Source organism: Duncaniella dubosii (assembly GCF_004803915.1).
GTDB lineage: Bacteria > Bacteroidota > Bacteroidia > Bacteroidales > Muribaculaceae > Duncaniella > Duncaniella dubosii.
In genome coordinates this window covers 2,462,571-2,483,539 of the sequence record NZ_CP039396.1, presented here as the reverse complement: position 1 = coordinate 2,483,539, position 20,969 = coordinate 2,462,571, and the positions used below count along the sequence as shown (strand labels likewise).

The following is a 20,969-nucleotide window of genomic DNA, read 5'->3' as shown; positions in this document are numbered from 1 at the left end:
GGTACTACTGCCATAGGTAGTTAAGAATAAGAAAACGTACCCGATACACTGAGAACTCGGCGACGAACGCTTGGAACTTGAACCTGAACGACGGCAACCTCAACAACTGGAACACTAAGGCCACGAACAGCAACTACGTCCGCGCTGTGGCAGCATTTCAACAAATCGCATTTTTTGCTAACAGATAAGACTAATTATAAATGGCATTATCACTTTTAGTGCTGATATGGTAACGTATGAAGGATTAGTAGAAGCCTATTTAGATTGTCGCGTACACAAGTCGCGGACAAACAACTGCATCAGGTTTACTCTTGATGTAGAAGGCAATCTCTATAATATGATGCAAGCCATCAACAATAGAACCTATTATCCGAAACGTTCCATTTGCTTTGTCGTTAGTCGCCCCAAATATCGTGAGGTTTTTGCGGCCGATTTTGCAGACCGCATCATTCATCATTACATCAGGCTCCGATTAGAGCCAATAATCGAACAAGAATTTAATGATCGCACTTTCAACTGTAGAAATGGCAAAGGCACTCTGGCCGGTGTCGATCAGTTGAAGAAAGATATAATCGAGTGTTCAAATAACTACACTCAGGATTGCTATGTAGCCACCGTTGACATCAATAGTTTCTTTATGTCTATCCCTAAGAAACTGGTTGAGGATATGGTTGTCAGACTGGTGGAAGAAAAGTATCACGGCGAGGATAAAGACGATTTGATTTATCTATGTCATGTGGTATTAAGTCATTGTCCGGAAGAGAATTGTATCAGACAGTCATCTGAAGCAATGTGGAATAATCTTCCAGCCAGCAAATCACTCTTTACAAATGGCAATGGATTGGGTATGCCTATCGGGAATCTTCCATCTCAGATGTTTGCCAACTACCTTTTGAACTCTTTGGATTGGGCGATTGAAAAGGAGTTTGGTATCAAATATCACGGCAGATATGTGGATGACATTTATTTGGTGGCCGATACAAAAGAGCAAATTCTAAACGCAATTCCAAAAATTAGGGTCAAATTAGAATCTCTTGGATTAAAACTATCTCCAAAGAAATTCTATATGCAACATTATACCAAAGGATTGGACTTTACCGGCGCCGTAGTTAAACCGGGAAGAGTTTATCCATTAAATCGTACAGTCACCAGCTTCCGGCATAGTGTTCACAGACTGAACCAATGTCGTACCAAATCTCAGATCATCAAGGCTTTATCCTCAGTCAATAGTTACTTAGGATTATTAAGGCATTATGATAGTTATGCCATCAGATATAATGGACTTATGGAAATTGAACCTCGTATTTTCAAGTGGGTTTATATCAAAGGTCACATGGAAGTGGTCAAACTGAAAAAGAAATATCATCCTCGGAATCGCATCAGATACCGTCTCAATCATAATTATCAAGATAGATTATCACTTCCTCAGCCTATTGCAGAATTTGAGGAAAGAGATGATAAAGATAAATATATCAGAATGTTAGTTGAATACACCTCAATTAATATTCCCCCTATTCCCATACTTGAAAGTCAACGAGACTATTAATAATAAACACCAGTTTTAACTTTCAAAAAAATCTGAACAATGGACCAGATCAACAACAACAATGAACCTGTAGTAGAACAGGAAGAGGTTATGGCTCCCGAAGAGTCTGTCATATCTCCTGAAATGCTTGCCGAAATGGAAGCACAGAAGGATATGGATCTTCATGGCAACCACGTCCAGAAGATCGGCGGTTGCGCTGTAGTAACAATCGACGGAGAGGTTGTCGCCCTCGAAATGCCGTTCAGCTATCCTCAGCTGCTCTCGACGCTCATCAAGCGCAAGTATGACACTGATCAGTCTGAAGCCATCACAGCCAACTTCCTGGCTGCCCGCACCGGCACAGTATCGGAAGAGAAAGCTGCTGAGTATGCCGCCGAATACGAGGCTTACCAGGCATACCGCGATCTCGCCAAGACCATCGCCAAGGAGGTAATGGGCATTGAAGCCTAATTTACCGCCCGCATGAAGCCGTCCTTGGATAAACTATGTCCTTGGACGGCTTTATTCCATAACAAATAATATTGAAAAATCAATGGCGCAATATAAAGTCCGAAGCGGACAAAATATATACGATGTAGCATTGACTCTCTATGGCAGTATAGAGGGCATTTTTGATTTGTTGATAAGCAATGAATGGCTCAATATGGAAACCCAACTATCCTATGGTATGGTTCTTAACTATCATGAAGAGTTTGCTATCAACAAGAGCATTGTAATATGGCTAAAGGACAATAATGTGCTGGTTAAAAATGGGGAGCATATCTATCATTATCTTGATATAGAGGAACTGGTCAAGAGTCATATTGCAACCTATCATTCTGCCATATACAATTCTCTCTCGGAAATGTCATCAGATGAGCAGAATATGTATTGGGAATCACTCTATACTCCCCGGATTGTCATACATCAGCAAGGTCAGACCACAGATATGATAATGCGGTTAAAAGCCGACACTCACCTTATAGTGGACTGGGGAGATTATTCTGCTCCTCAAATAGTAGAAGGAACTGAAGAGCAAGAAGTCGAACACTGCTATAAGGGGTCCGGAAAACATATCATTACTTTCTATGGTGACTTTGAATGTTCAAAATTGGATTTCCGCGAACTTAATGGTATTTATTATCCCCTCGGAACTATTTATGCCGATGAATTTCTTTCGGTCTTAAATATTGAGGACTTAAATAAACTGATAATCACGCAATGAGAAGTGTAAGTCAAATATATTCCGAAGCTGTCAGCACACGAAACAATTATCTCCAGCTGACAGAACTCAATACCGGCCGCAGCAACAGTAAGCTCAGTATGTTCAACTTGCTGACCTATGTTGTGGCCGTCTGCATACATACTTACGAGGCTGTGCTTGACCTATTTCAAGTAAGGATTGCAGAAGTTCTCAAAGGTCGCATCAATGGCACTCCAGATTGGTATGCAATGATGGCCAAAAAGTTCCAATACAATAGTGTGACTGAAACTGGAGATGAGCTACGTTTCAATGAAGACACAATGAAAATTGAATACGTCCAGCCAGACACATCTCACAGAATTATTGAAAAAGCTGCATGGCAAACTGATGATATGTCGCTCACTTTGAAAGTATGCAAAGCCAATGACAACTCTAATGAAGTCAATAATGGTATTCCTTATATGCCTCTCAATGATTATGAGCTGACCGCTTTCAGAATGTATGTTCAGCAAATCAAATTTATAGGAGCCGACATCTATTGTGAAAGCTCCCCCGGTGACATAATCACCATTATTGCAGATAAGCACAATCCCATTTATTATAATGACAGTTATGTGACGGCAGCCCAGGCATTGACGGAATTACAGCAAGCAATGATTGATTTCGCCAATGAACTGGAATTTAATGGCATGTTCTACTATCAGTCAGTTCTGGATGTCATTAGAAAGACCGAACACATTACTGACATCAGCAACAGTATAAAGATCTATGTCAGCTCATATAATACAACTGATCGAAAATATGATGAGCCGGTCGAACTGAATAATCGTATCAGGTTGAAGAGTGGCTATATCCGTCTGCTTGACACCAATTCGGTTATGACCATCAATAGTGATAATCTTACACTGGTAGCAGCTTCAAAGATGGACCAGTATTTAGCCTCTCTTGACCAAGAATGATAAATATTGATTTCACTAATATTGACAACGCCAAGTTAATCGGCCGATTATTGCCTTTTTGGGCAAGGGGTAAGAAAATCTCCCTGCTTCTACAGGCTATTCTCAGTCCGATTGCCTCTGCCCATAGCCGTTTTAAGGCATGGGGATTAGAGCGATACATTGAATGTCATATCACTGCTCAGAAATCATCTTTGGAGTGGTATCTGAAGTATCGCCTTCAACTTCATTTTCTTAAAGAAAACGATAATTTCTTCATCACCCAGGGTATCAATGAATCTCTCTCTTGCTTCAGTAGTAATGTCTGGAGAAATGGATTACACTGGGGTAATGCTCTTAGATGGAATGTTGATACTGAGCCATTGGTTAGTATGAATATGAATCTGACCTGCATTAATACTGGTATGTGGGAGAATCGTATGCTTTGGAACAATGCTCTATTGTGGGATAATGAGGATAACGGCAAAAAGTATAATGATGATTATCTGGAGTCGATTGATCAGACTAATGTTTATGCGCCAGCCATTGTCGATACTGTCAATTACAACCACGAGGATTATGAACGCGATATCCGAAACATAATGTCGAAATTTATGATCAACTTCAATAAGATAAACATCATAATTGCAGATACCGAATATTAACTTCAAATTCAAACAATATGAAAGTTCACAATCTGGGCAATGATTACGCCCATCAAAGAAAACAGAAACATCAGGAAAGTGTGTCGCCTGAACAGCCGACAACAACCGAAGTAATCCTTGAAACCAATGCTGGAGATCAAGTTCAGGACTGGGGAGAAGGAGAGGTTGTGGCAGCAACCACCGAAACCTCAGACCCAAAGTCGAAGTCAAAAAAGAAAAAAGAAACCGGGGCCGAAAATAAACTCCCGGAAGATTAAGGTCAAGTTCCACGAGACTGCATTAGGGCACTTCCTTTTCGTATATGCTCCAGTCGAGTATCTGTTGCTTATGGAGTATCGAAATATCATTAAAACGACAGACAGAAGTCGCACTATCAGTCATCAGGTTATTGAAACAATCGCTCTTAATAGTGAAAATCCGGCCTTTAAGACGGCTCGTTTCCGAAGAGCGTTAATCTCATACCGTCGATTTGGATTGAAGCCCTTACGTCCTACGGGATGGACTCTGAAAGATGCTGTTTACTATGCCAGAAACAGTCATTACATACACAAAGCTGTAAAACAATGCACCGAGTAATAAGCCCGGTGCATTTATTATTAAAATTTCTTCCTGCTTGAAAATATTGAGTTGTAAATAATCTTGATTGGTGGTGGACCATTGACAATGGTGCCGCAAGGTAAATCTTCGTTGGACTGTGGATTATACCACGATTTATTTGCAATCTGGGTAGAAGAGTCTTGACCTATGTAAAATTCTTTGAGTCTTAAATCATTTTTTAATCCATGCTTCACTCTCAGATGATATTCCCAGTCTGTTAGTGTGATTACCTGATCACATAAGCGACACTTGATTTTTGAACGAGATAAGTGTTTCAAAATAACAAAGAAATCTCTAAAATTGGGATCATCTACTTCATCGTGAAATCGAGCCAAATGTTTGCGCCACTTGGTAACTTTAAGGGTCTCACCACATATCAGACATTTTACCAGTGGCGCCGGTTTAGGATCGCATTTCTTTTTTGCCACTACTTACCCTTCTGCTTGATACGCTTAAATACAAAGTTAATTGTATTAGTTCGTGTATTGTCTTTCATTCCGGTATGATAACTTGCATCTCCAAAATTCGGAAAAACAGTCTCAACCGTTGTGTAAGCACTAACAAGTTCCCAGCCATCTTTACCATAAAGATTAAGAGAATTAGGAATAGCTGATGCTTCTGGAAAGTTTAGTGGTTGAGAGTTGCTTAACTCTATTAGTGCCTCTTTATCATTCGGACTATACACTGTGGGCAACTTGGATCCAGGGAATGATACAATAGTGTACTCCCATTGTTGAGGGGTTGCGTCCTTGTTGCTACAAGCACTCAGCAACAGAGCAAATAAAAGAATGAATATCGACTGTCTCATAGCCATTTTGAATTTGTTGTTATCAGTACCAATGTACGGAAAGTAGCGCAAAATTACTAAAAATCTTGCACCCAGACAAATGAAAAATCGCAACCTCCAGTTTATGACCGAAAATTGCGATTTTCATTTTGCTTGTGATACTTACCATAAAAGCCTTGTTATATTCCTCAGAACACCACCTTCTACCTTGTATAATCGTTGATTGGTCTTTGTAGAAGTGAGAGGACCTAACTTTTTGATAAATGGGCCAAATTTCAAGTAATCAAAATTTTTATATTCAGTAAAGACTGTGATAGTCTCTCCACCACTATACCAAGCTATTCTTAACTTAGGATAGTTGGCTCGAATGTGGCTGGCAAGTTCGTTAATCTCATCTGGCGCAATATCCCCACCCATAAACAAAACACAAGTAATGTCTTGCAGAGTTGAGTCTATCAGCATATTGAGATTTTCATAAGATAACGGCTCTCCAAAATCTTCCCATAGCTGTTTTGCATTACACCCCTTACATCTGAAAGGACAGTTAGTGATATTGATTACAAGAGACGCCTCACCAGGAATCTCTTGTGATCCTATCATTATGTCGCTATACTTCAGCATAAGGTCAACTGCATTTAGAATAGCCACAGGACGGACATGTCATGCACCCTTCTACCATCTGGATGGGCTCTCCACACTTGGGGCATTTGGGAGAAAGTGCCGGATTCTCAGCAATCTCGGAACTGTTATATATCCAATGCCCATCCAAAATATGACGATATGCTTGCATCTGTTCCAACTGCAATTCACGACACATATCAAGCAAAGCGTTACCAATTGCAACAGGACAACTGGAACCCTTGGAGGTATCTTTCTTAGTTGCTGTTCTCACAGCATAAGATGGACAAGTGCCACTTGACAGAAGCTGGTCAACGATAGCTTCTATTGGAGCTCCTGCACGAGCGGCAAGTGATGTCATACGAGAAAGACCTGTCATAAACAATGCACACCCACCCGTAGAACCTTTACTAAAAAATGTTTCAACCAATTCTCCAGTGTTCTTATCAAACCAAGCAGATAGATGAAGGGTGCCGCACCCGGTTTGCAAAGTTCTCTTTTTCCCAACAAGATCGTCAGAGGCTCTTTGTATTTCACCACGTTTAAGACCTGGTTTCTCTTCAGTTTTTTTCTCCTCTTTGGTTAGAATAGCCTGGCGCTGACAGCCATCACGCCAAATAGTTGTACCCTTTAACCCCTTTTTCCAAGCAAGAAGATAGAGATTGGCTACATCTTCAACTGTGGTAGAATTAGGCAAGTTCACGGTAGAACTGATAGACGCATCAATGAAGCGTTGTAACGTGGCCTGAACCTCTATACGTCTCTCATAAGGTATCTGTTCTGCTGACACAAAATATTCCGGGAGAGCATCACTCCCAGTCACTTTTTTATAATCAGCAACAATTTTTGAATCAACTTTATAATCGGTTTCTTCTTTATGGAGTGATACTGTGCGGCGATTGTATGAGAAAGCATAGTTTGGTTCAACTCCGGTGCTGACCTGAAGCATGGTGCCGATTGTTCCAGTGGGGGCGCAAGTGAGAAGCTGTGAATTGTAGAGACCGTATTCTTTAATCTCATACAATACTTCTTGGGGGAGGTCAAGATTGCGAATAAAATCGCACTTAGTCATCGCTTCCTTGATTTCGGGAGTACAATTCGGGAAACACCCTTTATCTTTGGCAAGCTGCAAAGAGGTTTTGACGGCTGTACTTGCAATCAGATGATAGATTGTTTTAATGACTGAAATAGACTCCGGCGCACCATATTTAAGACCGCACATCAGTAATAGATCTCCAAGACCCATAGTTCCCAGACCGATCTGACGCCAGCCTGCAACAGAATCACGTTGCTCCTGAAGAGGGTGCAATGGTAATCCTTCCATCAGCACGTCATTCAAGGCATAAATGGCGCACTCAACAGCTTTTGCAAGATCATCATACCTGATGATAGGATGGCCCGTAAATGGGTTCTCTACAAACTTGGAAAGGTTAATACTTCCAAGGAGGCAAGAACCACCAGCCGGCAGAGGCTCTTCGGCACAGTTGCCAGTGATACACCCATTTGCTATGAATGTGTGATTCTTTGGTTCGTTAAAGCAGAATACATCTTCTTTGCCACAAGGAACAATAGATTCAACTTTAATAAATCTGGTAGCATTACGATTAGGGGCACTAAATACCTCAACTCTATGAGTTTTTAATCCAGCTATTAGCAGAATCCGCATATTGGAAGCATTAATTGTAAGACGATAAGAGTCTTGACAATGATACTCCTTGGACTCACCCTTTACACTGGATGGCAGTTGTCTACTGTCTTCCTCGTGCATAAGAGAAATAACACCGGTGCTACCCAACGTATTGAGCATATATTTGATTTTCAAAAGAAAATCACGATTAATACTCGAAATTGATATAGCACCATCCTTAGAGTTGCGACACCCATCAGAGTCTATTATACCAGCCAGCCAATCCAGACGGTCTTGTACGCTAAAGGTAGTGTCGGGCACAAACTCTTTATGATACTTAACATTAACTGAATATGTAGTTGACATTGAATCTCCCCCTCTCTGATTTATAGTATCACAGAAAGGAATGCAATATTTTTTTCTGCCATAGAATTTGATATATGGCGTAACTCTGTCTGCACAATAATATCCATCGCCACTAAAGAATCCCTGAGTATACATACACACTCCAGAATTTTCCGAAGGTCCACAGATTATTGGGAATGCACATTTGATTAGCTTTTCACCAACCTTGATGTCTTTAAGCTGTTTACGGGTATCTACTGCCTTATGATAGGTTCCAGTATTAATTGGAAATTTGTGATAATCCGTACATTTGATAGAAGTGCCGTCGCTAAAGGAAATTTCATACACTTGTGCATTATTTTCCATAAGTTTTGGCTCCACTTCAGACCATTCATACCCATTCCACACCACACACTTATGACCAACAAGTGATGCTATGGACGCATAACCATTCTCTGTCAGAACAAGAGTGTCACCTGTAACACATGGGTTTACTCCTGCATACTTAAACCCAGTGTTTTGGAGAAGATTGTAATTAGCAATACGATCCCAATATAGAATACCAGGTTCAGCCATCTCCCAGTTGCGCTGAGCAAGAAGCATAAAAACTTCTCGTGCATTTACAATCTTTGTAATCTCTGAGCCATCTTCCATAGTGAAATGGAGAGTAAAGTCTGAACCACTTTCCACAGCCTGCATAAAAGCGTCTGTCATGCGAACGGAAATGTTCGCTTTGGTACATACATCGAGATTGGATTTCAAGTTAATGAACTCCACAAGGTCAGGATGCTCACATGAAATACTTATCATTAATGCACCGCGTCTTCCCTCTTGCCCGATAAGACCGGTAATGTAGCTGTAAAAGTCCATAAAGCTCACAGTACCTGATGTGCTTTTAGCGGCATTATTGACCGGAGCATTTTTAGGTCTGAGATTGCTTACATCGACACCACTGCCGCCTCCATAACTGAATGTACGAGCGAGTTTAGAGCCAGCCTCAAAAATGGACTCCAGAGAATCCTGTGGCGGTGTCAGACAGTAGCAATTACTATAAGTAATCTTTCGGTCAGTCACACCACGATTTGAGAGTATTCGCCCGGCGAAGATGAATTTTTGTTCTTTGATAAGTTGTCGGATCCGCTCATTGCCTCCTGATACACGATCCAACCATCCTTCAAACGTCTCATCTCCTTGCTGATATTTGTTGTGCCAAATATCAACTGATAGCTTCTCATTGTTCAGCCATTCCTCAGCAGTCATGCTGGGATTGTCTGAACAGCTATCATTTGGTTTGATAGTTTTTGATTGTTTCATATAATAAAAATATTGGGCTGGACATAACGGTATGCCCGGCACCTAATAATAGATTAGAGAAACCCAAAGTAATGTTTCAATGCCAAGATCACTTCTGTAATCCCTTCTATAGAAGTAAAAACCGGCACATAGCCAATAAAATCATCATTGGCTATTTTGTAATCACTTATTGATAATTTTTCGACATCAGCTCGGAACGCACAGTATTCTTCATCAGAAAGTGGCTGATCACTTGAACTGAGACGTTCTAAAAGGACATCTACCCAGACTGGAGCATAGAATTTGTTGACTCCTTCCGGAAGATTAGATTTTCTGACCTGAGATTTGAGGATTACAAGTACCAGAGGCAAGATTTCTTCCAGAGCTTGAAAATCTCTGGTGTGATTGTGATTTTCGAGCACAGAGACGGCTTTTTTCAAATCATCAAGAGTATAATTATTCATTTCCATACTCTTCGCCCTCCCCACGCTCCAATTCTTCGATGTGTGATGAGAGTACGGACTGTATGTATTCCATATCTCTCATCTCATTCATCAGTCTGCTGACTTGTTCTCCTTGGAGACAGTTTAAGACCAAAGAAAACGCAAGCAATATCAGCAGTAAAACAATTAAAAGATTTTGTTTCTTCTCTTTCATTGCTGAAGTTTTTAAGAAACACTGCTTTCATCACTTGCGCTCGTGTGCGCTCAAAAAAATATTCATTGCGGTAGTTTACGAGCACAGTTACCCCTTATAGGGGGTTAAACTGAAGTCTCGCCCTACTCGCTGTGCATTGCTTATTCATTGCGTACAGTTATACTGTTGCACAGGGCAAAATCTTATTTATAGTCGCACTTGCCTAATGATGATAATGCGGATCATCATTCCTACCCCGCGACTCTCGCTATATCCCTGCGAGTCTCAGACGTGCCCGGTGGGTTGTGAATATGCCGTCAGCACCATAGGTGTTCTTGAAGTTATCTCTCGGCTCATAGAGCCTTGGCATTATCATTTGCCGCTCCCTATGGATTTTTCGTCCCAGAGTGTTTCATCTTACTTGCCAACGACTGCTTTTTGCATTAACTTTGCATTGCATCTATCCACGCATCGTTGTTGTGCCGGATTGCCATGTTGCAGAAGTTAAAGGCCCGCTACGGCTTTCAATGTTGTACTGGTAGTTGCTTGAAACACTCAAAGCTGGCACCAGGCAGTGTTGTGGAATTAGGGGGAAAAAGAATAACCCCCGCAAGCCAAGGTGGTGTACGCTTACGGAGGTTAGGGAATATGTTGATGATGCCTTCGGCGATCAAAAATATATTTATTATCTTCGCTTGCTGAAACACCACTTTCAACATTGCGATGCAAAGTTAATGCTAATTATTCTTCGTTCCAAATAATTTCGCAATAAAGTGAGATTATGGATTTAATTTTAACATTTATTTGCAGTTGCATTTGTTAGTCTTTATAATGCTCGCGTGTGCGTAAGAGATTTTAACTATACATCATAATATATAATTAAAATATTATAAACCAGCGCATTATAACATTTTTAGTATTCAGTATTAAAAATTTTTCAAAATTATTTTGTGGTATCAAATTGTTTTCTTAATTTTGCCATCGAAAACCTGATGACAGCAACGAAAACCAAATGACATGACCAGTATGAAGACATGATTAAAGGAAAAGGAAAGTTGCGAAAGGTGGTCGGACACACTTTTATTGACGAGTTCAAGAAGGTATGTGAAAAGCTGCCCGACAATGAAAACTATCTATTCGTTGTTTGTGATGATACGCGAAATAGGAATTTACCTTATCTGTCCTATTTTTTCTCAGTGGTGCTGAAATACATATCGGACTCTTTGCCCAACCATCCCGGCACTACTGCACTCTACCGATATTTCGAGGATATGTTTGCTCCGATTCATACCGTCGAAATAGATAATGAGCAGTTTGAATACTGCGACTTAAAATCGGAGAAAGCAAGTGATGTCAACGGCGTTATAGAGAAAGTCGTTGAATATGCCCTAAAGGAATGGGGCATTGAGGTTCCCCGTAATGAGGACTTGAGAGATCCTGAAATGCGAGAACTGCATAGCCAAGCCTACTTGAATCAAGAGGTAGATTGGAGCAATTTTATCTCTTCGCGCAAATTATCTAAAGATGAGCGAAGAAAAAAGAAAACTGAGCGCATTTGAAGCGTTCCAGCAAACACAACTCACTTTTGCCGAGGCAGAAGAAAAAGCAAAGCAAGAAGCCGGTGCCCCCAAAGTAGAGAGATTCCGTATGGGCGAGGACGGCGAGTATTCAATCCGCGTATTGCCTCTGGCACCCTCTTTCGACAATGAGGGTAACATTCTCCCGATGGATCGTAAGGGCTATGAGTATGCCGTCCATCAGTTCTTCCTGGGAATTAAGGTTCCCAATAAGAAGGGTAAAAAGCCAAAAAAACTCAGTATTCCTGTCATTCGTACTACCGATAAAGAAGTCGGCAAGTCAGTTGACCTTCTTGACACCTACGTTAAGATTGCCAAGGAGATGTATGGTGATGACGAGGCTCTGATGAAGCTCCTCACCAGTTCTTCGTATGAAGGCGGTATTCGCTGGAATTATCAGCACGCACTTATGGTGCTTGATGTTTCCAGTGACAAGGAACGTGCAAAAGGTCCACAAGTATGGCAATGTTCACACAGCCAGTACAAGGATCTTGATGCTGCCAAAATGCGTCTTTGGGCCGAACTAAAGGCCGATGACGGTCAGGATACATGTCCTATCAGTGGTTTTACTGACGCTTATCCAGTTAAGGTCATTCGTAAAACTGAAAATAATAAAACCAGCTATACGATTGAAATTGGTCGTAAGACACTTGACATCACGGAAGCTGAAGCTGAGAAGCTGCTTGAACTTCCGCGCCTCCCCGAACAGCTCTATCGTTACACTCGTTATCAGATGGAGGCTACACTTGCGTTCCTCCAGCAATATGATGAGGAACACGATATGGAAGTCTGCAAAGAGCCTGACTTTATCGAAGCTGTTGAGACCTTAAAGGGTGAACTGCCGGCCGATGACACATCACACTTTGACCTTGCAAATGCTTCCGGTAAGGATAGCGACAAAGATGAGGTCACTATTGATTCACTCTATAACGAGTATGACAGCATCGTTGATCAGGGTTTGAATGAAAAGTCTGATGAATATCAGGAGCTCCGCGAGAAGATCCGTATGTTTATCGAGGCCAAGGATCTTGACGTGCGTATCTCTCGCACAAAGAACAATCTCCAGCTTCTTGAAGAAATTGATGAAGCTCTCGATGCGCAGGCCAAGCAGCCTAAAGAGCAGCCCAAGGAAGATCCGACTCCAGCTCCTGCACCGGCCCGTCGCCGTGCTCCCAAGCCCAAGGCAGAGGAACCTGAAGAAGATCCCGAAGAGGGAGATGATGAAGGGCAAGATCCTGACCCTGACGAGACTGAAGAAGCACCGGCCGCTCCTGCACCGGCACCTGAAACTGGTCGCCGCGCACGCCGCGCACGTCCGGGAAGTGAAGCCGAAACAGCTTCAGAGCCTGACCCAGAGCCTGAAGCTCCGGAAGAGAAAGAAGATGAGGCCCCGGCCTCGGATTCTGTACCTCCTCGTAGACTTCACAAGCGTCGCCTAAGATAATTCCTGTCTTTAGATAATAATTCATGCAGTTCGAGAGGGCATTGGCTCAATGCCTGTGCCCTCTCATTCTTTAATCTAAAATCTCAGATAGGAATATGAAAGAGGCTATTGCTTTGTTAATAAACGATATACACGTTAACAAAGACAACATAGCTGAGTTCAATAAGAACTGGGATGAAATGTTGTCAGTGTGTCAACGTGAAGGGGTCGAGGAAGTCGTTATCGCCGGTGATATGTTCACTACCAGGGCCGCTCAAACACTTTCTACCTTACTTGCCGTTAAAGCAGCTTTGACCAAAGCTGTGAGCCAAGGTGTCTATGTGACAATAGGCGAAGGCAATCATGATAAAACTGATCAAGAAGCCATTGAAGGATATAATCACCTATGGACTGGATTACAGGGTATTGAGGTGGTAGATGTCTATAAGGCTTTGGTTTGGGATGGATGTGACTTCTGTCTGCTTCTTATGAGCTATTTCCCTGAGAATGGTTCATTTTTGGATAAACTGGAAGCGGCTGTTAATAACACTCTCGAACAATATCCACAATTCACTAAAAACGACATCATCCTTTATATCCATGAAGGAGTGCATGGTGCGTTAGGTGATTTTGAAATAGACGGAGAATTACCCCAGGCTCCTTTACTCGATTTCAAGGCCGTACTATGCGGACACTATCATAATCGGGTCAAAATCAAAAATACCAATATTGAATACATCGGTTCATCACGCCAGGGTAACTTTGGTGAAGATGAAGAGAAGGGTTATACCCTTTTGTATGCCGATGGATCCTATGGTTTTGTCAAGAATGAAGTCAACACCAGGTATCAGACTATTGAACTGGATGCTAAGAGTGTTGAGAAATTCACTCTGGATAAAGATGATCGCTACAAGTATAAAGTCAAGGTAAAATGCGATGACAAGCAGGCAAAAATGCTTGATAAGCAGAAACTTATTGACTTAGGCTTTCACAAGGTTGAAGTTGTGGCGGCCAGCAATTTACCTAATGAATCAGCTGCTGCTGATATTCACGAAAAATATGACAAGCAGGGCATAAAGAAGGAATATCAGAATTATTGCAATGAAAATGCGATTGACAGTAAGCTGGGTATCAAATATTTGGAGGGCTAAACCATGTGGAGATTATCAGAAATTAGAATACGAAATATTGTCTCTTTTCACGAGGCAACATTAAACATATCGCAGGGTGTAGCTACTCTTATCTTTGGTAGAAATGAGGATAATGCCTCACAGCCCTGCAATGGCTCCGGTAAATCATCACTTATCGAAGCGATCTCTTTTGCATTGACTGGTGAGCAGCTCCGCAAGGTTAAAAGTGTTGAGGAAATCATCAATGATCATGCAGACGAGGCTTATGTCTATCTCAGGCTTGATAACGATTTCAATGACACCACATTCACTATTGAGCGCAACATTAGTCGTAATGCCCCTCAATCTATTGAGTGCCATAAATACGATGCAGCCGGTCAGGAGATTGAGACAGACAAGACCATCCAGCCTACAGTATCGGACTATAATAAGTTCATTCTTAATGAAATCGGGCTTTCCAAAGATGACATCTATAACAATTTCATACTGTGTGACAACAAGTATGAGAGCTTTTTCGACTGTTCTGACAAGAATAAGAAAGAGGTCATCAACCGTTTTAGCAACGGCATAATTGTTGATGAAAGTATTGCTCGTGTTCAAGCGGATATGGAGCCTATTGTTGTGCGTCTTAATGAGGTAAACAATAAGGTTATCAACGTAAAAGGCTCCATCTCAGCTATCGAAAATGAATTAACTCAGGTTGATGAGAAAAAAGTCAATGCACAGAAAGAACGTGAATCGCATATCGAAAGACTGGACGGGCAGATACAAAAATGCCGTGAGGACATCGAGGCTGCTGAGGATAAAAAGAGCAAGGGTGAAAAACGTCTTGAATTGCTGCAACAACTCCAAAAGCAGGTGGCCAATCTGGAAGAGTCCGACACAGCGTTGTTGGAAGCGTATCACCAGATAAAGTCCATGTGTGAAGTGAATGAGCTTGGGACTGTCAGTGAATTTGATGTTTTGTCAGAAAGATACAAGAAAGATCTGATTGACGCAAATGACCTGATCACAAAACTTAAAGCTCAAATAAATGCTGCCAATAAGCGAGTAAAAGAGCTTCAGAAGGATTATGAAGGCAAAAATAATCTTTATACTCAGCATACCCAAGAGCAGTCTGAATTGACTGAAAAAGACAAAGCTCTCATTGAGAAATTCAACAAAGAGGTTGCTAAGATTGATCAGCAACTTGATAAAATTGAGGATCAGATTAAGGTTCATAAGTCACGTCAGGCTCAATTAGAGACTTTGATTGCTCGAAATTCCGCTATGATGGATGGCATAATCATCTGTCCGAAATGTGAGCATAAATTCTTTGTCGGTAACGAGATTACCGTTGAAGAGGTGCGAGCAAATCTTGTCAATTTCAGAACTGAGATGGAGGATAATAAATCCAAAGTCAAGAAACTGAATGAAGAATTTGATCACTATGATGATCAGGCTGCTACCAAATCAGATGAGATTGAGACTATTGAAAAAAGAATCAAATCTCGGTCTCTCGACTTAAATACAGAATATTCATCATTAGTGTCCTTATCCAAGAAATTGGATGAGGCAGAGCGTTCAGTATCATCTCTTCAGAAACAACAAATTTCTACCGAGAATGAGCTTGACCGTATCAATGGAAAGATTGAGGTCATGCGTAATCGTTTGTTCGGAGAAATCAATGGCATACTGGAAGGTCGTATAACCAATGGCGAAAACTACATTTCCCAGCAGACTTCTTCTATAAAATTTATTCAGGGTCAGATGGCGCAGTACCAGCAATCAAAACGTGAATTGTTGGAGGCTCCACAGACTGACTTTACAGCCTCATTGAAGGCTTCTTTGGAGAAGTATCAGTCAGATCTTCAGAAAGCCGAAAAATCAGCCTCTGACATTCAATCAGAGTATGACATTTTGAAGAAGCAGGAGCTGGATTTTGTGATGTTCAAGTCATATATTGCAAGAAAAAAGATTGACGCGCTTTCCCTGATTGTAAATGACTTTCTGGAGAAGATTGGCTCTGATATACGTCTTAAACTGGAAGGCTTCACAGTAACTAAGACCGGCAAACTGAGAGATAAGATTTCAGTTCAGGTTATGCGTGACGGTATTGATTGTGGATCTTACCATAAGTTCTCCGGAGGCGAAAAGGCTCGACTGAATCTGGCTTGTATCCTTTCTCTTCACACTCTTACAAATTCTAATTGTGAGGATGGCAAAGGATTGGATTTCATCATAATAGATGAGCTACTTGATAAATCTGATGAAATGGGTATGGCGACCTATTGTGAGGCTTTGAACAAGCTCGGCCAGACCGCCTTACTCATTACTCAGGGAGGTGTCTCAGAAGGCTATCCGCATAAGCTATTAATAGTAAAAAAACAAGGAATTTCAACCATTTCAAATTAATAGTTATGCAGAAGTTAACTGAAGAGTATGTTCGTCAGTTAGGACGTGGTGACGTAATGGCTTTTGATGTGGCTACTCACTGTGGGTACTACACTCTGGGCGATTACGGCACCAAGGTCTTTCCTAACAATGACAAGGCACCGAAGTATCTGGGCCCGGATTATGCCCAGCATAAGGCTTTTAGGAATTGGCTTATTGATATGCTTACATCTCACAAAATCAAAGCTGTGGCTGCTGAGGATGTTATTTATGGCCATTTCACAGACTTTAGGAAGTTATGTGAGTTCCGGGGTATCTTACTGGAAGTCTGTGAAACACTGGATATTCCAGTGGTAACATTTAAGCCCTCTGACATCAAAAAGCACGGAACCGGTAAGGGCAATGCGGACAAAAAAATGATGATTGAGTTCGCAGAAAAGCGATACCACATTGAAGTGGATGGTGATGATAATCTTGCAGATGCTATACACATCTACATGTATTTTATTCATCGCTATAAGCTATAACTAATCTGCTAAAAACAAAATCATTATGAATAATTTGCCCTTTAAGTTCGCTTCAAAATGTCAATCAATGCTAAAGATCCGGGAAAATCCCCCAAACCGACTGCAAAATGTCGGCAGTTAAGTCCTAAAGAGAAGGAGCGTCTTTTCAATATGTATATCGTTCCTAACCTTGCGGATATTAAAAGCCTAACCAAGTATTATACAGCAAACTATCAAGATGTAGATGATAATTATCAGCACTGTTTAGCTCAACTTTATAACTATATTGGCTCATACAATCCAGAACAAAAGTTGATGACTTGGCTCCATATCGTTGTTAAACGTGCCTGTCAGCACGAAAACAAAAAACGAAGTGAAGAATCTCAGTATTGGACTGATATTGAGATGTGTTCGATGGAGGATATATATCAGCATGGAACGAGTATGGTTTCAGAAGTTGAATTTGGGAATTTGATAGACAATATCTCAGACCAAATGTTAGAGGCATTGATGAAAATTCCACCCCAGAGGTTATCACCTTTTATGATGTACGTTCAGGGTCATCGAATAAGAGAGATAACAGCAGCTGAATGGAAGCTCGGACATCTTGAAAAGCGAAGTGAAGATATAGTGAAAAGCCGAATTTATTGGACAAGACGAGAACTGCAATATATACTGAGACAAAATGGAATTACAAGAAAGAACCGTAAAGGTGCGACAGATGATCGAGACCGTTGTGAAGAGGACGATTAATCCCAAATGGCGGTTTACACAAAGCGGAATGGCTGCGCTCTATATCCAAAATGGATTGCAGCTTTTACCGGCATTGTTCGGTGTCTCAGATATTGATGATGAGCGCATAGTTGATTATTTGGTCTATCAGATATATCGTTATCGCACATCTATTGCTAACAGTTCGTGGCAATACACTTACCTGTTCTCTCAGGCTGCTTTAGAAAAATATCGTAGTCAGTTCCTGAGTGCTGATGGTAAGGCCGGCATGAATTATTATATCAATCAATGGCTGGATGAGGCAGAATTATCAAGAGGGCAACTAACCTTGATGATAGAGAAACCGAAACCAGACCCATTGAAAAAAATGGTTTATCTTGCATCTGAAGAGCCAATCAAAAAACGGTTTTTGAATACTGATGCAGGGCTTGCCCTCTGTCAGAGATCAACTACCGGTTGGAGTCCGCTTTCAGAGGCTTGCAAACAATGTGATAACTGGGTGGAGTGTGGCAAAATGACCGCTAAGAAGTACCCAGAGCTTATGCGGTACAGAAAAGAAGTTTATCATGGCAGGAAAGAAAAATGAAAACGTGTTGACTTCTGAGTTCCTTGCGGAGCTGTATAATTGTGCCATAACCAACAATCAGATCTGTTCGGTTGTGAGCCGCTATATGGAAGATCAATTTCTTCCGGATCCGCAGTATCAGTTGTTAAATGTGACTCTGAAGAGCTATTTTAATGAGTACAAAACGGCACCTCAGTATGGCATAATCTCACAGCGTCTTTCATCTTCCAGAGCTGTTTCAGAGCTTTTGGAAGAAATTAGGGAAGTTTCCACCAGTGTCAATCCCGAAGGTATAAGAGACCAATTTGAAGAATATCTTAAACTCGTTCAATTTAAGAAAATCTTTAAGGAGGTGTCTAAGAAATATGAGGAAGGCGCCCGGCTCGACGCTATGATGTCGTTCACTCACGAAGCATTGAAGCTACAGCAATTTACTCTTAAACCTGAAGAGTTTATTGACATTGCTCAGACGTATGAAGAAAGATTGCGTGAGAATAAGATGCGTAGTGAGAACCCTTCCTCAAAGATGGTCAATAGTTTTTATATTGACGGGCTTGATGAGATGAATAAAGGACGTAATCTTCGCACTCAGCTTTCTCTGTTCCTTGCTATGTCTGGTGTCGGTAAAAGCCATATCGCTCGATGGATTGGTTACAATGCAGCTTATATCAGCGGACTTGATGTGCTGCATATCCAGTTGGAAGGTGCTGCTTCTGAGACCACCGATGCTTATTCCGCAATGCTCAGTGGCACTACCACTTATGAGTATGAGACTGGCAAGGTCAATAATCATACTCTGGAGCATTTGAAGGACTTGCTCGATACTTATAAGGGTACTTTGAGGGTCAAGGCTTATCCAAAATTCGGCAAGGAGGTTTCAACCACAGACATCAGAAACGACTTGGAGAAGTATCGTGAGAAATACGGTAAGTATCCTGATGTTGTCGTGGTTGATTCACTCGACCTTCTGACCGATTCTTCAGGTAAAAATTGGGATTCCAAAGCATTACGGCATAAACGCATTGCTACGGCACAAGATCTCAAAGACTTGGCCGGTGAAACAGATGCTTGGTTCGTTGTCACTTATCAGGCTACTATTGAGAATCCTGAATGGGTCAATGATGAAAAGAACGTCCTTACAGCCTTCAATACTTCAGAATGTAAGGGATTACAGAGACCTTGTACCCATCTTATTTCACTTAATCAGAGTAAGCGTGAATATCGTGAACAGACGATGCGCTTATATGCGGATAAGTTCAGGTTCTGCAAGAAAGGTGAGCCATTCCGGATTGCATTGGATTACGAGCATGAAGTATTCTATGACCGGGTAAGGACCTTAAATCTTCCACGCGAGGCTTCCTAAGCCTTTTATGAATTTGATGAAAGCAGTGATATGACAGGAATACATAAATGATTTTATCACCAGAAATTCAGCGATCCATTGCCGATGAGTTACTATACGACTTGGGCGGTAAGATGGATGGATCCAGAAGAAATATATTGGTTCCCAACTGTCCTTTTTGTGGGCATGATGGCTTCAAATATGGTATCTATGTCGGCAATAATGTCGGTAAGAAGCGTTTTGGAATGTCAAATTGCTACCATTGTAATCGTCGTTTTGGTTCTCTGAAAGATACCCTCAAAGCTCTTGACCGAGAAGATCTCCTTCCAGCAGAGACCGTAGAACTTGACGATGAAGAGACCGACATCTCAGCATTGTTGGATGACGAGCTTGATGACGAGCTTGTGAAAATCTCTATGCCTAATGGATATAAGCGCTGTTACAAAAACGCTTATTTGAAGTCGCGTGGATGGGTGGTAGATGATTATGAGTATTTCCCAGTTGGCACTAATCGCTGTATTGAGCGAGAATATGAAGATTACATCATTCTTGAAATTCGAGATGAGGGCCGTATCGTTGGTTTTGTAGCGCGCAGCATACTCAGCAAAGAAGAAATTGATAGCTATAATGCCCGGCACCATTACAAAATCCGTCGGTATAAGAACTCCGATGAGCGTGAAGGTAACGGCTTCTCAAAAATGCTTTATAACTATGATGCGATTGAGTCTGGCACCACTCATTCGGTAATACTCTGCGAGGGGCCGTTTGATGTGGTTGGACTCAATCGTAAGCTGGAGTTGTATGATAATAAGCACATTGTGCCGGTAGCAACTTTTGGAAAAAAGATTAGCCAAGAGCAGATGTATAAACTCCAGAAAAAAGGGGTGGAGCAGATTGTTATCGGGTATGATAATGACGCTAAAGAGACAACTGCCCGGATAGCTATGGAGCTGGATAAATACTTCGATGTGTTGATTGCAGACATCCCAGATGGAGTTGGCAAAGACTGGGATGAAATGGATGTCGAGGACATCTATGAAGTATTTGCCTATAATCTAAAAACAGTCAGAGAATTTAATCTTGGATGAG

General features: G+C 41.4%; 21 protein-coding genes. 15 read left to right on the top strand and 6 right to left on the bottom strand.

Annotation, left to right across the window (positions count from 1 at the left end; genetic code table 11):
• Positions 1-226 precede the first annotated feature (226 nt).
• The 6 genes from E7747_RS10840 (at position 227) to E7747_RS10815 (ending at position 4,586) form a co-directional block, all read left to right on the top strand.
• Positions 227-1,546: an RNA-directed DNA polymerase gene (locus E7747_RS10840; RefSeq protein ID WP_136415909.1), complete on the top strand. Its 1,320-nt coding sequence runs from the start codon at positions 227-229 to the stop codon at positions 1,544-1,546.
• Between the two features lie 39 nt (positions 1,547-1,585).
• Positions 1,586-1,996, top strand: coding sequence for a hypothetical protein (locus tag E7747_RS10835; protein ID WP_136415907.1), 411 nt, complete (start codon positions 1,586-1,588; stop codon positions 1,994-1,996).
• An 82-nt stretch (positions 1,997-2,078) separates the two neighbouring features.
• Positions 2,079-2,750, top strand: a complete 672-nt coding sequence (locus E7747_RS10830) for a hypothetical protein (protein WP_136415905.1) — start codon at positions 2,079-2,081, stop codon at positions 2,748-2,750.
• A complete protein-coding gene (locus tag E7747_RS10825; protein ID WP_136415903.1) occupies positions 2,747-3,688 on the top strand; it encodes a hypothetical protein in 942 nt (313 codons plus the stop codon). The genes E7747_RS10830 and E7747_RS10825 overlap by 4 nt, the downstream gene beginning before the upstream one ends.
• Positions 3,685-4,329: a hypothetical protein gene (locus tag E7747_RS10820; RefSeq protein ID WP_136415902.1), complete on the top strand. Its 645-nt coding sequence runs from the start codon at positions 3,685-3,687 to the stop codon at positions 4,327-4,329. The genes E7747_RS10825 and E7747_RS10820 overlap by 4 nt, the downstream gene beginning before the upstream one ends.
• Positions 4,330-4,346: 17 nt before the next feature.
• Positions 4,347-4,586: a hypothetical protein gene (locus tag E7747_RS10815; protein WP_128701913.1), complete on the top strand. Its 240-nt coding sequence runs from the start codon at positions 4,347-4,349 to the stop codon at positions 4,584-4,586.
• A 339-nt stretch (positions 4,587-4,925) separates the two neighbouring features.
• On the opposite strand, the gene E7747_RS10810 is transcribed toward E7747_RS10815, so the two are convergent.
• From E7747_RS10810 to E7747_RS10785, 6 genes are all read right to left on the bottom strand, one after another.
• On the bottom strand, positions 4,926-5,354 hold the full coding sequence (locus E7747_RS10810) for a hypothetical protein (RefSeq protein WP_128701914.1): 429 nt from the start codon (positions 5,352-5,354) through the stop codon (positions 4,926-4,928).
• Positions 5,354-5,740: a lipoprotein gene (locus E7747_RS10805; RefSeq protein ID WP_136415901.1), complete on the bottom strand. Its 387-nt coding sequence runs from the start codon at positions 5,738-5,740 to the stop codon at positions 5,354-5,356. Before E7747_RS10805 ends, E7747_RS10810 begins: the two co-directional genes overlap by 1 nt.
• Positions 5,741-5,875: 135 nt before the next feature.
• A complete protein-coding gene (locus E7747_RS10800; RefSeq protein WP_228449140.1) occupies positions 5,876-6,361 on the bottom strand; it encodes a 4Fe-4S cluster-binding domain-containing protein in 486 nt (161 codons plus the stop codon).
• Positions 6,339-9,617 (bottom strand): TSCPD domain-containing protein, encoded by a 3,279-nt coding sequence (locus tag E7747_RS10795; RefSeq protein WP_136415897.1) that lies wholly within the window; start codon positions 9,615-9,617, stop codon positions 6,339-6,341. Before E7747_RS10795 ends, E7747_RS10800 begins: the two co-directional genes overlap by 23 nt.
• Before the next feature lie 53 nt (positions 9,618-9,670).
• The gene (locus tag E7747_RS10790; RefSeq protein ID WP_136415895.1) at positions 9,671-10,066 is read right to left on the bottom strand and encodes a hypothetical protein; all 396 of its coding nucleotides are present in this window, start codon (positions 10,064-10,066) and stop codon (positions 9,671-9,673) included.
• Positions 10,053-10,253 (bottom strand): hypothetical protein, encoded by a 201-nt coding sequence (locus tag E7747_RS10785; RefSeq protein WP_128701917.1) that lies wholly within the window; start codon positions 10,251-10,253, stop codon positions 10,053-10,055. The genes E7747_RS10790 and E7747_RS10785 overlap by 14 nt, the downstream gene beginning before the upstream one ends.
• Positions 10,254-11,266: 1,013 nt before the next feature.
• Between E7747_RS10785 and E7747_RS10780 the strand changes: the two genes are divergently transcribed.
• The 9 genes from E7747_RS10780 to E7747_RS10740 all read left to right on the top strand — a co-directional run bounded on the left by E7747_RS10780 (position 11,267) and on the right by E7747_RS10740 (position 20,968).
• Positions 11,267-11,791, top strand: coding sequence for a hypothetical protein (locus tag E7747_RS10780; protein WP_136415893.1), 525 nt, complete (start codon positions 11,267-11,269; stop codon positions 11,789-11,791).
• Positions 11,757-13,253, top strand: a complete 1,497-nt coding sequence (locus E7747_RS10775) for a hypothetical protein (RefSeq protein ID WP_136415891.1) — start codon at positions 11,757-11,759, stop codon at positions 13,251-13,253. The genes E7747_RS10780 and E7747_RS10775 overlap by 35 nt, the downstream gene beginning before the upstream one ends.
• A 95-nt stretch (positions 13,254-13,348) precedes the next feature.
• Positions 13,349-14,383 carry a metallophosphoesterase family protein gene (locus E7747_RS10770; RefSeq protein WP_136415889.1) on the top strand — a complete coding sequence of 345 codons (1,035 nt, stop codon included), beginning with the start codon at positions 13,349-13,351 and terminating at the stop codon, positions 14,381-14,383.
• A gap of 3 nt (positions 14,384-14,386) precedes the next feature.
• On the top strand, positions 14,387-16,756 hold the full coding sequence (locus tag E7747_RS10765) for an AAA family ATPase (RefSeq protein WP_136415887.1): 2,370 nt from the start codon (positions 14,387-14,389) through the stop codon (positions 16,754-16,756).
• A 5-nt stretch (positions 16,757-16,761) separates the two neighbouring features.
• Entirely contained in the window at positions 16,762-17,262 is a 501-nt protein-coding gene (locus tag E7747_RS10760) for a crossover junction endodeoxyribonuclease RuvC (RefSeq protein ID WP_128701922.1), read from the top strand.
• Positions 17,263-17,319: 57 nt separating this feature from the next.
• On the top strand, positions 17,320-17,994 hold the full coding sequence (locus tag E7747_RS10755; protein ID WP_136415885.1) for an RNA polymerase sigma factor: 675 nt from the start codon (positions 17,320-17,322) through the stop codon (positions 17,992-17,994).
• Positions 17,995-18,022: 28 nt separating this feature from the next.
• On the top strand, positions 18,023-18,559 hold the full coding sequence (locus E7747_RS10750; protein ID WP_168185311.1) for a hypothetical protein: 537 nt from the start codon (positions 18,023-18,025) through the stop codon (positions 18,557-18,559).
• Positions 18,540-19,901: a DnaB-like helicase C-terminal domain-containing protein gene (locus tag E7747_RS10745; RefSeq protein WP_128701925.1), complete on the top strand. Its 1,362-nt coding sequence runs from the start codon at positions 18,540-18,542 to the stop codon at positions 19,899-19,901. The genes E7747_RS10750 and E7747_RS10745 overlap by 20 nt, the downstream gene beginning before the upstream one ends.
• Positions 19,902-19,948: 47 nt before the next feature.
• Positions 19,949-20,968, top strand: coding sequence for a toprim domain-containing protein (locus E7747_RS10740; protein WP_128701926.1), 1,020 nt, complete (start codon positions 19,949-19,951; stop codon positions 20,966-20,968).
• Position 20,969 lies beyond the last annotated feature (1 nt).